9 protein-coding genes are annotated in these 13,617 nt (G+C 36.2%); 2 read left to right on the top strand and 7 right to left on the bottom strand.

Annotation, left to right across the window (positions count from 1 at the left end):
• Nucleotides 1–224: 224 nt before the first annotated feature.
• From FNW17_RS07595 to FNW17_RS07580, 4 genes are all read right to left on the bottom strand, one after another.
• Nucleotides 225–2,468, bottom strand: a complete 2,244-nt coding sequence (locus tag FNW17_RS07595) for a TonB-dependent receptor (protein WP_144071329.1) — start codon at nt 2,466–2,468, stop codon at nt 225–227.
• On the bottom strand, nt 2,468–3,763 hold the full coding sequence (locus tag FNW17_RS07590) for a tetratricopeptide repeat protein (protein ID WP_144071328.1): 1,296 nt from the start codon (nt 3,761–3,763) through the stop codon (nt 2,468–2,470). The genes FNW17_RS07595 and FNW17_RS07590 overlap by 1 nt, the downstream gene beginning before the upstream one ends.
• A gap of 68 nt (nt 3,764–3,831) precedes the next feature.
• Nucleotides 3,832–4,380, bottom strand: coding sequence for a DUF4331 family protein (locus FNW17_RS07585; RefSeq protein ID WP_144071327.1), 549 nt, complete (start codon nt 4,378–4,380; stop codon nt 3,832–3,834).
• A gap of 24 nt (nt 4,381–4,404) precedes the next feature.
• Nucleotides 4,405–5,055: a DUF4331 family protein gene (locus tag FNW17_RS07580; RefSeq protein WP_144071326.1), complete on the bottom strand. Its 651-nt coding sequence runs from the start codon at nt 5,053–5,055 to the stop codon at nt 4,405–4,407.
• Nucleotides 5,056–5,295: 240 nt separating this feature from the next.
• Between FNW17_RS07580 and FNW17_RS07575 the strand changes: the two genes are divergently transcribed.
• Together FNW17_RS07575 and FNW17_RS07570 are read left to right on the top strand one after the other, a co-directional pair.
• Nucleotides 5,296–5,826 carry an RNA polymerase sigma factor gene (locus tag FNW17_RS07575; protein ID WP_144071325.1) on the top strand — a complete coding sequence of 177 codons (531 nt, stop codon included), beginning with the start codon at nt 5,296–5,298 and terminating at the stop codon, nt 5,824–5,826.
• The gene (locus FNW17_RS07570) at nt 5,826–6,614 is read left to right on the top strand and encodes an anti-sigma factor (protein ID WP_144071324.1); all 789 of its coding nucleotides are present in this window, start codon (nt 5,826–5,828) and stop codon (nt 6,612–6,614) included. The genes FNW17_RS07575 and FNW17_RS07570 overlap by 1 nt, the downstream gene beginning before the upstream one ends.
• A gap of 329 nt (nt 6,615–6,943) precedes the next feature.
• Here the strand turns inward: FNW17_RS07570 and FNW17_RS07565 are convergent, their stop codons facing one another.
• From FNW17_RS07565 to FNW17_RS07555, 3 genes are read right to left on the bottom strand one after another with little or no spacing between them, the layout of a single operon-like run.
• The gene (locus tag FNW17_RS07565; RefSeq protein ID WP_143390180.1) at nt 6,944–7,459 is read right to left on the bottom strand and encodes a hypothetical protein; all 516 of its coding nucleotides are present in this window, start codon (nt 7,457–7,459) and stop codon (nt 6,944–6,946) included.
• Nucleotides 7,460–7,466: 7 nt separating this feature from the next.
• Entirely contained in the window at nt 7,467–8,957 is a 1,491-nt protein-coding gene (locus FNW17_RS07560) for an SUMF1/EgtB/PvdO family nonheme iron enzyme (protein ID WP_143390181.1), read from the bottom strand.
• 48 nt (nt 8,958–9,005) lie between these two features.
• The gene (locus FNW17_RS07555) at nt 9,006–13,616 is read right to left on the bottom strand and encodes a beta strand repeat-containing protein (RefSeq protein WP_143390182.1); all 4,611 of its coding nucleotides are present in this window, start codon (nt 13,614–13,616) and stop codon (nt 9,006–9,008) included.
• Nucleotide 13,617: the final 1 nt, after the last annotated feature.

The raw sequence follows: 13,617 nt of genomic DNA, 5'->3' as shown, positions 1-13,617 counted from the left end.
TGTTCGCTCATCAAACAAATGTACTAATCTTTTTTACTTATGACCCCGAGGCAGAGCCTCGAGGAATTCTTTTGATTTACTTATGACCCCGAGGCAGAGCCTCGAGGAATTCTTTTGATTAAAAAGCCCGGTGATTATAAAACCACCGAGCTTCTCCCAACAAAAAACAGTGACTCCAACTATCAAATGAAGTCGCTGTTTTCAAACAAAAAAAACAAGTTAAATCAAAATCTATACGTCACTTTTGCTTTTAAAAAGAAAGGAATTCCCGGTGTAAAGTGAATTTCTTCGACACTTTGGGATTCATTTTTCAGTCTAGATTCGGTTGCAAATTGCGTTTCATTCCATTTAGTATTGAAAATATTTTCGGCAGTAATGCCAATTGTACCCTTTTTATACTCATAATTAATGTTCAAATCAGAAACCATATACCCTTTAGCCACAATCGAATTGTTTTCATTTGCAGGACGTGCTTTTAAATACCGGTAATGAAAACCACCCGAAAATCCTTTGTATTGACTACTATTTAATCCCGCTGTTGCGGTAAAATCTGGAGCCAAAGGAATATAATTTTTCCCATCGGGAGCATCGATACTTCTAGCATAAGTATAATTCAAATCGGTGTCCAAAAACAAATAATAGGATAGTTGATAGCGCAATCCGAAATCAATTCCCATCCTTTTGGTTCGACCCGAAATTTCTACCGTTGCCGCATCGCCTACATAAACCAATTCTTCTTGTAACTGCAAATACCACAAAGCCGTATTTACAACCAATCGTCGAAAGGGTTTAAAAATTGTTCCAAAATCTATCCCAATTGCCGTTGGAAGTATTTGCTTCGCCTGTTCGAGCAAAGCTCTCGGGTCTTTTCCAACATTATCAACCACAACTCGAGTATCGTTAGAATGGAAACCCAATCCTGATTTTAGGTACAATTGAAAATTAGCATTTTGTGAATATATAAAATTCAGCTTTGGAGAAAATTTAACCTTATTTTCAGTTTGTGTTTTATAAGTCGCTACCAATTTATCTTGGTAATTGAACTTGAAATAATCCATTCGAATGGCTGGATTAATTTTCAGTTTCCCAAATTCCAACTCTGCATTCAAATACGAAAAAATATTAGTTTGGTCGATATCGCCTAATTTCATTCTGTCTAATGTTGTACTTCTATTCAGGGTATGCGACAATTCTGTATCGGTTGTTTCATCGGCACGAAAGCCAAATCCCAATTGAAATAAGGCATTAGTTTCATTGAATTTTACTTTTTTGTTGATTTCAGTATTCAACCCATAAATATTTCTATTTTCTTTTTGGCGAATTTGGTCTCCATTTATAGGATCATCCAAGAAAAAGGTAAAATTAGAATACAATTCAAACTGATAATTTGAGTAAAAAACATTCGATTTTATAAAAGTGTTTTCGTCAATGGGTTTTATATGCGCAATATTAAAATTAGTTCTTGAGGTAATTCCGCCCTCGGTATCATAGACTGAACCGAATCTTGAAATAGTTCCGTTATCAATTAGTCGCTGTGGAATTTGTCCAGAAGCATCCCATTTACTACTAAACCGAGATACAATTATGGAAAACTTACTTTTATCACTCAAAATGTTGGTGTATTTCCCAAACAAATTGATTCTTTTAAAATTTTGTGGCGAATCGAACGGACCATCTGTCAAAACATATTCAGTTGCGAAATAGGCATTTTGATTCTTTTTGTTTTCCAATAAATTAAAAATTCCGACAGTTCTAAAGGTATTAAATTGCCCCATTTCAACACTAATGATACTTTTATCTACAGCTTCCTTGGTTTGAAAAGCAACATAACCCGCAGTGGCAAAATCGCCTTTATTTGCATAATAGGTTCCTTTACCAAAATCGATTTTCTCAATGGTTTCTGGTATCACAAAATGTAAATCGGCATAGCCTTGTCCGTGAGCGTGAGAGACCATATTCACAGGTATTCCATCAACAGAAATCGCCAAATCTGTGCCGTGGTCAATATCAAAACCGCGTAGAAAAATTTGCTCTGCCTTTCCTCCTCCTGCGTGCTGACCAATAAATAATCCAGGTATTTTTCGCAATACTTCTTGCGAAGAATTTACGGGAGCTGTTAGTAAATCTATCTTAGAAATCGCATTCATAGCATTCAATTTTGGAAGTATCACAACTTGGTCTAGGCTATAAACATCATTTTCTAGGATGAATATAAAATCATTTGAATTCACAGTAAAATTGGTTTTTTTGAAACCCAATGATGCAATTTCAAATACGTCTCCCGCGTTCGTTTTATCAATAGTAAAGTTTCCAAACTCGTTCGAATGCGCGTGACTTTGAGAATTTGTATTAATAATGTAAGCGTTTTCAATTGGATTTCCCATAACATCTTTGACACTTCCTTTTTGAATTTGGCTATATCCAGAAAATAATGATAATAAAAAACACAGGATCAAAAATATCTTCATTACAAATTGCTTATTTTTTGTTCCAAATTTGGACCTAGTTCATACATACTATTTAGCAATTCCTTTTTGATAGGAACTATTTTTGCCTGTTTGTTGTTGGCTTTATAAATCGTGGCCAAATGATAATTTAACTTGGGTTCGAATGATTTTCCCACCACATATTTTTTAGCTATTTCCAAGGCTTTTTTGGAATCGCCAAGATTGTAATACGACCAAGCTAATAAATCATACGAGTCTGGTGTAGGTCTGTGAGCGATTTCTTTTTTGGCAATTTCCAGCGCTTTTGAGGCCGTACTTTTATCGTCTGCATAAACTAAAATATTGTATTTATTGTACATTGCACCATAGTCAATCGAGTCCAACATTTGGAAATAAGCAGTTAAATATTCATTTTTAGCCACTGTATTATTTTCATATTCTGCAATTTGTGCTTTTAGCAAATAAAAATCTGGGGTGTGATGTCTTTTTGAAATGTTCTCAATAATCCTTTTTGCTTCAACGGTATTTCTTTCGTGTGAAAATGATATCCAAGCAATTCCTTTCAAGGCATAGGAATTATTAGGTTCCAATTCCAAAGTTTTTAAATAGTAATCGTACGATTTTTTAATATTTCCAGCGTGACCGTTCAAGTCTCCCAGATTTGAAAAAGTCCACACCTGCAGGTGTTTGTTTTCATTTAGGATGGCAATATATTTGGCTTTTTCCATTAATGAAATTGCCGTTTTTAAATCGCCCAAATGGTCGTTCCATTTTGAAATTCGAATGAGATAATCAAAATCAGAACTGTCATTTATCGCTTTTAAATTTTGCTCTGCTTGACTATAACTCCCTAATTCCATATTGATGTCAAAAAGCAATTTTTGAGTCTCTTTCATTCCTTCGCCAATAGCCAATGCTTTGTTTGCCAACACCAATGCTTCCTTAAAACGATGTTGCGAGATATAATTTCTTCCTAATGAACGAATCGTTCCTACTACAGAATAGTTGTAGGCTTCATTGGATTTCAACAATAGTTCTTCGGCTTTGTACAAATATTTTACTTTTCCTGTGTTTTCAAAAAGTTTGGAATAATTAGATGCCAAAAGACTTAAATAACTAATCTGATTGGGTGCTGCATCGAATTTTTTTTGCCAAAAATCAATTTCGCTTTGAACAAAATCTCTTGATTTATTGTCTTTAATTTCTAAATATTTAGAATACTCTTTTTGAGAAGTAACTGTATTTGATTTTTGATTACAACTTAGCAACACTGCAGCTGCCAGTAGTAAAGTTGATAGTTTTTTTATAGTTCTCATTTTTTTGTTTTTTTGTTGGTTAAAAATCAGGGCGCATAAAAAAATACGCCCTGAATTCTATTTATATATTACCAAGCCGCAGCCAAGTAAGGAAATGAAGCTGTGAAAGCTTTATCATTGGCGTTTACATTATCTTTTGTCAATCTAGGATTTGAAGTACCCGATGGTCCACCAAAAATCAGTAATAATTCTACATCAATCACATCATCGGCAAGTGCACGACCTGTCAAAACATTTGTTCCATCAAAAAATGTGGTTGTTCCTGTTTTCTTAACTCCTAAAACATCGGTTGCCAATAATCCTGTCAATTGAGCCGCAGTTTGACCTAGAGCATTAGTGGTATATCCAGAATTTAAAGCCAACAATCTAGACTGAAAAACAGATTGGTATGATGCTCCCATTGCGGAAGGAATTGCAGTGTTGAAAGCATCTTTTGGTGCACCTGAAGCAATAAATACTGTGTTTATTGCTGGTCTTGCCATTTGATCTTGCTGTACGTAAGTTCCAGAAAAGTCAAGGCTTGCTGCTGGAGAATCCCCATTGTTATCGCAACTTACAAGTAAAGTTGCAGCAAAAAGTAAAGACATTGTTACTATTGAAATTTTATATGTTTTCATGTTTGTAATGTTTTAAAAATTAAATTATTGTTTTTTCTTAGTTTCTGCCCATACATTAATTGTAGAAGAAGTACCTAATAAAGATTTTGGAACTTCAACAATAGTTGACAAGACGTTTGTACCCGCAAAAGTGTCGGTTCCTGGACTGTTAAAACCTGTTGCAGTACCACCCAAAATAGCTTTGAATTGACCCAAATCAAAGAAAAACGGATCATCTCTTGGACCAGCAAAAAATTTCATTCCGTTTGCAGTTGCAATAATTGGAGTACTTCCGTATTGTGAAATGTCAACACTTCCAGCCATTGCATTAGTTTTAACCATACTGTTAACTCCTGTAGTTCCGGGAGCAACCGGACCAAAGAAATACATCTTGTTGTCTCGTTTGATGGCTTGAATAACCAAATCTTCCACATTATCCCCTGTGTTGTCAATGTTGATTTCTACCATTACATTTTCATTAAATGCAGCCATAGCAGTTGCACCTGGTGTCAACAAACCTTGTGTGTTTACCACAAATACCATATTGTTTGTATCTTGCCCTTGAAAAGCATATACATCTGTAATGTCCGAAGCATTACCTGTTACAGCTGGAGCATCTGCGTGATCCGCTGCCATAAAAACTAGACCTGAAATCGCTACCAGCGACAGACCTACAACCATTCTTGTTTTTTTCATTTGTTTGAAATTTAATTGTTACTGAATGGATTTACGAGAATGGATTTCTTTTGGTTTTAAAAAAAGTTAAAAAAATTAAATATTATTTTTAAAATACTGATTTTAAGTGATTTAAATAATAAGTTTTTTTTGCATTTTATATTTAAACAGAAAAAATAAAACCATTTGAAAAATAAATTACTTTTATAAATCCAAAAATGGAGTTCTGTCGTATATGTTCATAACAAAAACAAAAAAACAATGACACAAGAAGAATTAATTCCGTTAATCCTTAAGAAGGATGAGCGAGCGTTTACGATTATGTATGATATGTATTCGAAAAGTTTATTTTCGGTTATTTCCAATCTTTTAAAAGAAACAGAAGATGCCGAAGATACTTTGCAAGAAGTATTTGTAAAAATCTGGAAAAGCATTGATAGTTATGCTGAAAGTAAAGGAAGATTATACACTTGGATGTTAAACATTGCCCGAAACACAGCCATCGATAAATTGAGATCTAAAGGATATAACAACAGTCAAAAAAACCTATCAGCCGATAATTTCGTACATCTATTGGACGACAGCAATAAAATGACGAATAGAATTGACACCATTGGAATTCTTGAATTTGTAAAGAAGTTAAAACCCAAGTGTATTGCCATTATCGAATTGTTATTCTTTCAAGGTTATACGCAACAAGAAGCCTCAGACGAACTTGCTATACCGCTTGGAACTGTCAAAACACAAAATAGAAATTGCATCAATGATTTAAGAACTTATTTAAAAGTATAATGGATACAAAACAATATATCGAAAGCGGGATTTTAGAACTCTATGTTTATGGTTTGCTCTCAGAAACCGAAAACAGTGAAGTGAGCCAAATGGCGAAAGAACATCAGGAAATCGAAGCCGAAATTATTTCAATTGAAAAAGCAATTGTGAATTTATCGACCAGTTTTTCTCCGTTTTTATCTGCCGATAATTTTGAAAAAATCAAAGCTAAATTAGACTTGAAATATTCAAAAGTGATTGATTTGAAACCACGAAATAATTGGTCGCAATATGTGGGTTGGGCTGCTGCTGTAACTCTTTTGGTGGGTATTGGCTATCAATACACCCAATTATCTGAAACTCAAAATCAGGTGGCAAATGTTGAAAAAGAGAAAACAAACCTGCAAGATACTTTAGTAGGTTTGCAATTGAAAAACAAACAAACATTAACCGCTTTGACTGTTATTCGTGATGCCAAAAACACGGTAATCAACCTAGGTGGTCAAGCCGTTTCTCCTAAATCGTATGCCAAAATTTATTGGAACAAAGAAACCGAAGTGGTTTATGTTGATGCCGCAGGTTTACCAGAACCACCAGAAGGAATGGTGTACCAAATTTGGTCTTTAAAATTACTACCACAATTGACTCCAACAAGTATTGGTTTACTGTCTGACTTTAGCAGCAATACCGAAAAAATATTCGCTGTCGAAAAAACGGGTGATGCAGAAGCTTTTGGTATCACACTGGAACCAGCTGGCGGAAGTAAATCGCCTACAATGGAACAATTGTATACTCTAGGAAAAGTATAAATCAATTCTGTTTTTATATAGAAAAGTCCAACGAAAATGTTGGACTTTTTTTTGTGACTGTATTTTTTTGAGCAAGTATCAACTACATCACCTGTCTTTCAAAATTTAGTTTGATTTTGTAACTTTTAATTCTCCGTTTGCACCTACTCCACTACTGGTACCAATAGCTCCATTTTTATTAACGTAACTAGGATTGGAGTTTGTTTTTTCACCTTTTTTAGTGAAAACTGTAACGGTACTTTCGATTAAATTAGCACCTATACTATTCGCAATAAGCAACTTGTATCGAGATTATATTAAAACATTATTATTTCAAATAACATTATTTTCTAAGGAACTAGAATACAATTGGTTTGAATTATTTGTTGCTGTTGATTTCCATAACCAGTGCCTCCATAAAATATGGTTTCTATCGGAGGCGCTAAACAAACATTCTGCACAATTATTTCTTGTTGGGAACCATAACCAGTGCCTCCATAATAAATGGAAACAATAGGTACAGGAGCACAAATCGTTTGGACTATTGTTTTTTCTTGTTCACCATAACCCATACCTCCAGAATAAATATTTTCAATTGGAGGAAGCAAACATATACTTTGCATCACTACTTGCATATTGGTATTGGATTCAATCCCACCATAATATATAGATTGAATAGTTTCTGGAGTACAAGTCATCTGCGAAATGATTTGATCTATTGCACCATATCCTTTTCCTCCAGAATACATTGTAGTGGGGATTTTAGCACTAAAAACTGCTCTCATACTTGGTAAAACAATTTGAGAATTAACTGTAATAGTTGCTGCAAATAGAATAAAAAGTGTTAGAATTAATTTATTCATCATATTTTTTTTAATTTGAGCGAACACCACGTCCACCTTGGAAAAATCCGTAGTTATCAAAGCTTGTCCAATTTCTAGCTGAAATAGTGGCCCATTCTCCTCCAACCCAATTTGCTCCACCACCTTTTACAATTATTTTATTACTAGCCCAACCTGCAACATCAGCCGAGCCATTATTGCTAGAATCTCCACTTTCAAATAAATTCCCATCTCCATTTGCTGCGGTAAAATCAGAAAAATCATTTCCCCAACCACCAATGCAGGATTCCCATAAGTTTCCAGTCATATCTAATACACCATAATAAGACGCACCAGCAGTACTTCTGTTAGAAGTTGCTTTGGCGTTTATTCCAGCCCTAAAAATTCTATTCGTTCCTAAATTCCCCATTCCTAATCCTGAAGAGGTATTAGAAGCGGAAGGAGAACCATAATTATTAACATTGTATCCATTGTATAAATCGGTTGAGCCCCAAGAATATTCTGATGCAACCGGATTTAAAGGACCTCTACAAACTTTTTCATATTCAAATTCCGTCATTGGTCTAATGGCAGCCCAATCTAAAAAAGCAAAAAAGTTTTTCATGTTTAATGTAATTCCTAATGCAGCTCCATCTTCATCTTCGTTGAAAGTTCCATTTCCGTTTAAATCATTTGCATAAACAGCTGGAGAAATTTGAGTTGTATTTTGACCAGAAGTTGCAATTACAACGTTAGGTGAATTATTTCCACATGGCCAACAATGAAAGATCGTTCCAACAGGAGAATCAGGAGGAGTTGTATTTGGCTGGTTATCTCTTTGCATTCTTATTTGTTGTGCAAAACTTAATGTATTTAAAAAAGCAACATACTGTCCAGCGGTAATTTCATATTTCATGCAATAAAATTTATCGTATCCTAATGGAAAAGTGCCAGGAAGGCTTACTGAGGACCCCAAGTTTTGATTTTGATAATTACTAACAGTCCCCAATCCAGCACTTTGTACTGAAGCATCTATTAATTTAGGATTTGAAGTTGCCCCATCTGTAAAAGCTTTATAATTCGGTGTTCCATCACCTATATAAAATTGTCCTTCTGGAATATTTACCATTTCCATACCATAAACTCCGACGTTATCGCCGTTAATTGCACTTGCAAGGGTTAAGGTGATCGTAGCTTGAGTAATATTTCCCATCCCTGCAGCCGATCTTCTAATAAAGACACCCTTATTATCAGATGCCAAATCTATTTGAAGTTCAGAACCTGTAACCGATTGTCCACTTGCTGCCAATTGACCGTGTATCCAAGGACTTGATCCTCCGCTTACACAGGATTGTCTTTTAACAAAAATCCAAACGGCATCCCAATTTGATGGACCAGTAGTAACGTACCAACTATTATCCCATTTAATAGTAAATGTAAGTGTGTTTCCACTAATTATTGGTGTTCCCACAATTAAATTATTTGCATAGCTTTGAAAACTAAAGGCTAGAAATAGAAACGTAATTAAAGTTGTTTTTTTCATTTTAGTATTGATTTATTGGGTGTGTTATTCTTTTTAAATTTATTTTATTTATTGCATATCTCCAGCAGTAACGATTATACTTCCACCAATATTTACAATAGTGGCAATAGCATAATTCCCTGCTGTAGCAGTAAAGTTATTTCTGTTTTTCATACTTACTCCAGAACCTCCAACAAAATTAATTTTATTGGCATCACTACTTTTTTGGAGTACCATACAATTGAATCCTAATGGTAAATCGTTGCTGAAAGTAATTGTAATTTCATTACTTGGATTACAAATCAATACTTTACCTTTAAACTGTTCCGCATTAGAACTATCAATAGTAAAACCTGATGTTATTTCTGAACTAATTTCTGCATTTGCAGTAATGGAACCGCTAGTATTTACGTTGGTAACCGAAGTGTTTCCTAATTGAATAGTATTACTAGCGCCAACAATTGATCCATTACCAATTGCTGTAGCATTTGTTAAATTACCTGCTGAAACATTTGCGCCATAACCTATACCAGTATTTTGGCTTCCAGTGGTGTTTGAAGCCAATGAATAAAATCCGTTTGCGGTATTTTGAAATCCTGTGGTATTTGAATAAAGTGCTTCACTACCACCACCAGTATTTTCATAACCAGATGAATTGGTATATAATGAATTCAATCCAGTCGCAGTGTTTCCATATCCAACATTATTTAGCCTCAAAGCATAGGCACCAATGCTTGTGTTTCCTTCACCACTTGTGTTTTTAGATAATGCGTTAGTTCCGGTTGCGGTGTTACGACTTCCGCTTTCATTGTAAAAAAGAGAATATCGCCCATTTGCGGTATTTTCTGTTCCTGTTGTATTCATATTAAGAGCTTCGCTACCAACAGCGGTATTGTCAGCACCCGTAGTATTATTATACAAAGAAGATTTTCCAACCGCCGTATTATTACCTCCTGATGAATTACGATATAATGAGCCACGTCCATTTGCCGTATTATCATTTCCGTCTGCGTTATTAGCTAATGCCCCATCTCCATTTGCAGTATTAGAATTCCCTGTAGTGTTGTAATAAAGAGCACTTGAGCCGATCGCCGTATTGTTATTTCCTGAAATATTATTTAATAAAGCCCCTGCCCCATTGGCAGTATTATTATCGCCTGTAGTATTTGTTGTTAAGGCTTCTGCACCACTTGCAGTATTAAAACTACCTGTTATATTGTTTTGGAGAGCCTGTTTACCATTGGCTGTATTTGCATAACCTGTTGTGTTACTCATCAAAGCATTTGCACCATTGGCTGTATTTGATATTATGTTACCCGCTCCTCGACCTATAATTACCCCGTTCACTATTGCATCGGCACTGAAAGTTTTAACGCCTTCTATGTTTTGATTAGTTGACAAATCCACAAAAGAGCCTCCAGAAGAAGGGTTTGCCCAAGTAGGTACGCCACTTGCTAAAGTTAATACTTGTGTATCTGTACCTACAGGCAATCGTGTTCCAGCTCCTGAAGCTTCGCCATAAATTAAATCACCTGCTGCTGTCATAGGCGATAAAGCGTTAAAAGCTGCTGTTTTAGTGGTAGCACCTGTACCGCCGTTAGCCAGAGCTACGGTGCCAGATACATTAGTGGCAGTTGTTGCATTACCGGTTAATGCACCCACAAATTCGGTGGCGTTAACTTTTCCTTGCATGGTCCAGTTTGTTCCATCATTTTGTGCCTTTATATCCCCTACACTGTTTGCTAAAATAATATTGTTGGTAAGCCCTTCGGCTAAACCTGTTACCTCAGCTCCAAGGATAGTGTTGCCTGAACCCGTTGTTATCCCTCTACCTGTATTGTAACCTAAGGCGGTGTTGTTGTTACCTGTGGTGTTGGTAAAAAGGGAAAGAAGACCTAAGGCGGTGTTGCTGTTTCCAGTGGTGTTATTTGGAAGAGCTTGCATTCCGCTGGCGGTGTTTGAGGATCCTGTCGTGTTATTTTGAAGGGCTTGCATTCCGCTGGCGGTGTTTTGGGATCCTGTAGTGTTTTTTTGAAGGGCTTGCTGTCCGCTGGCGGTGTTATAGGATCCTATAATGTTAGAATAAAGCGCAACACTTCCACTGGCGGTGTTGTAGTTTCCTGTGGTGTTGGAGTAAAGGGCAGCAGTGCCATTGGCGGTGTTGTTGCTGCCTGTGGTGTTGGAGAAAAGAGAACTCAATCCGATGGCGGTATTACTTCCAACGCTACCTGTACCTCGGCCTACTGTTATACTATTTATATTCAAATCGGAACTAAAAATTTTAGTTCCAGCAATGGTTTGATCGTTAGTTAAATCAACAAAAATTTGAGTAGCAGAGCCGGTACCGCCATTTGCAATAGGTACAACACCACTTACGGTTGGACTGACCCAATTTAAGTTGCCACTACCGTCAGTTTGTAAAACTTGATTAGCTGTGCCATCTGTATTGGGATAAATTACAGCGCCGGCAGTTAAAGTACCGCTAGTTTGGACATTAGTAATACTTGTATTTCCTAATTGTATGGTGTTCGATTCTGTAACAATAGCATTTGACCCCAGAGCCACAGCATTAGAAATGCCATCAATACTAACATCTGCATTTTGACCGATAGCTATATTTTGAGAGCCAGAAATATTTGTATCTAATGCTTGGCTTCCTATAGCTACATTATCATTGCCACTCATATTATTTACCAATGCAGTATATCCAACACCTGTATTTCCATTGCCATTAATATTTGCTGCTACTGCTGCTCGGCCAATACCTGTGTTTGCATAACCTTCATTGAATTCTAACGGTCCTAGACCGACAGCAGTATTAGAATTTTCATTGAATTTACCCCTTCCTACAGTTATGCCATTAATAATTGCATCAGCAGTGAACGTTTTAATACCACCAATTGTTTGATCGTTAGTCAAGTCTACAAAATTTCCTGCTATGGCAGAATTTAGAGCATTGCTAACAAATTGCGTAGTGGCTAAAGCTGAAGAATTATCACCGTTTATTTGTGTAACAGCAACTGTACTTGTTGGTAATGAAGGTATTCCGGTGAAAGTTGGTGAATTCAATGGCGCTTTTAAATCTAAAGCCGTTTGCATCTCTACTGAAACAGGTTTGTTCACATCACTAGTATTATCCACATTGCTCAATCCAACCATTGTCGCTGTGACACCCGTTACCGTTCCGGTGAATGTTGGGGATGCCAAAGGCGCTTTTAAATCTAAATCTGCATTCGAAGCTTTTGAATTTAATGCTGTTTGTGTATCTGTCGAGACTGGTTTATTCGCGTCGCTGGTATTATCTATATTGCTCAATCCAACCATAGTTTTATCGATTCCAGAAACAGTTCCTGTGAATATAGGCGAAGCTAAATTAGCTTTCAAATTTAAAGCTGTAGTTGTAGCAAAACTACTCAAATCTTGATCGCCTGTATTTGTTCCTATTATCGCAGCTAATTTTGTTTTTTCTGTATTTGTAAAATCATTTGTCGACAGTTCTTTTCCCGATACTTTGTCCACTTTCAAATTTAAGGCCGTTGCTATTGCCGAGGTTGTTGCCAATGCACTCAAATCCTGATCGCCTGTATTTGTTCCCGATTGATTCGAAAGTTTTATTTGCTCGGCAGTGGTGTAGTCATTTGTAGACAAACCTTTACCCGCTTCCTTGTCAACTTTTAAATTTAAGGAGGAATTAAGTGCAGTTTCTACTGTAGTTGCTCTTATTGTTTCTGTAGTTATTGCATTAGTATTAGAAGCTATCTCATTGGCATTTGCCAATTCGGCTGTTCTTGCTGTTGTAGCTTCCGATGAAATTGCATTCGTGTTAGCTGTTTCTGCTGCTGTGGCTCTTACTATTTCTGCTGCCAAATTGGTAGTCAAAGTTGCGTCGGCTGTTCCTCTTGTGCTAGCTTCGGTTGTGATACTTACGGTCAAAACTCCTTCGGCGGCTTTGGCTCTGTTGATTTCTGTGGTTAATCCAGACGAACTGAATGATTCGCTTGCATCCACATAAGTTTTTACTGCTTTTACCGTAGGATACTTGAAATTAGAAGTTCCATCAGTCGCAACATTAACACTTTTATTTACAGCATCCTCTTTCAGGTTTAATGCAGTTTGGGCTGCCAAGCCAATTGGTTTATTCAAATCATTTGTATTGTCAACATTTTCAAGGGCCAAATTTTTCTTTGCCCCAAGAACTGTAATGGCATTAGTACCACCGCTTTCAATTGGCACGACACCTGTAACGTTTTCAGCATTTTGAGCAGAAAAAGCCGAAGGTACCGAAGTAAAAAGTTGGTTGCTAATTTCAACAAAATTGGAGCATTTCCCATTTATGTCCAATGCCACTTTCAGGCTTTTTTGATTGCCCCCCCAATATATATCTGAAAAAGATAAGGCATAACCCGCCGATTGATTTCCAGAACCAATAATGGTATTTACCATTCCAAATTCGTCCGTTGTTGTATTGATGGTTTCTTGGTATTCCGTCTTTGAAGTAGTATCGACAATCGTGAATTGCAAACAAATATTTTTATTTGCCAATGAAGCATTGGTGTTGTTTACTCCCGGTACTTTTTCACCATTAGGATTAAAAATAATTGCTTGATAAGTAATCCCGTTTTTCTGGGAATAAATTGCCGATGAAACCAATAAAAGTAAAAGTAAAGTTATCTTTTTCATA

The sequence above is a fragment of the Flavobacterium franklandianum genome (genome assembly GCF_007097365.1).
Taxonomy (GTDB): Bacteria; Bacteroidota; Bacteroidia; order Flavobacteriales; family Flavobacteriaceae; genus Flavobacterium; species Flavobacterium franklandianum.
The sequence above is the reverse complement of the archived record's forward strand: the minus strand, read 5'-3'. Positions and strand labels throughout refer to the sequence as shown.

Bases quoted from the DNA above. Each gene is read 5' to 3' on its own strand.
- FNW17_RS07595 (WP_144071329.1), bottom strand. From the start codon at position 2,468: ATGAAGATATTTTTGATCCTGTGTTTTTTATTATCATTATTTTCTGGA.
- FNW17_RS07590 (WP_144071328.1), bottom strand. From the start codon at position 3,763: ATGAGAACTATAAAAAAACTATCAACTTTACTACTGGCAGCTGCAGTG.
- FNW17_RS07585 (WP_144071327.1), bottom strand. From the start codon at position 4,380: ATGAAAACATATAAAATTTCAATAGTAACAATGTCTTTACTTTTTGCT.
- FNW17_RS07580 (WP_144071326.1), bottom strand. From the start codon at position 5,055: ATGAAAAAAACAAGAATGGTTGTAGGTCTGTCGCTGGTAGCGATTTCA.
- FNW17_RS07575 (WP_144071325.1), top strand. From the start codon at position 5,296: ATGACACAAGAAGAATTAATTCCGTTAATCCTTAAGAAGGATGAGCGA.
- FNW17_RS07570 (WP_144071324.1), top strand. From the start codon at position 5,826: ATGGATACAAAACAATATATCGAAAGCGGGATTTTAGAACTCTATGTT.
- FNW17_RS07565 (WP_143390180.1), bottom strand. From the start codon at position 7,459: ATGATGAATAAATTAATTCTAACACTTTTTATTCTATTTGCAGCAACT.
- FNW17_RS07560 (WP_143390181.1), bottom strand. From the start codon at position 8,957: ATGAAAAAAACAACTTTAATTACGTTTCTATTTCTAGCCTTTAGTTTT.
- FNW17_RS07555 (WP_143390182.1), bottom strand. From the start codon at position 13,616: ATGAAAAAGATAACTTTACTTTTACTTTTATTGGTTTCATCGGCAATT.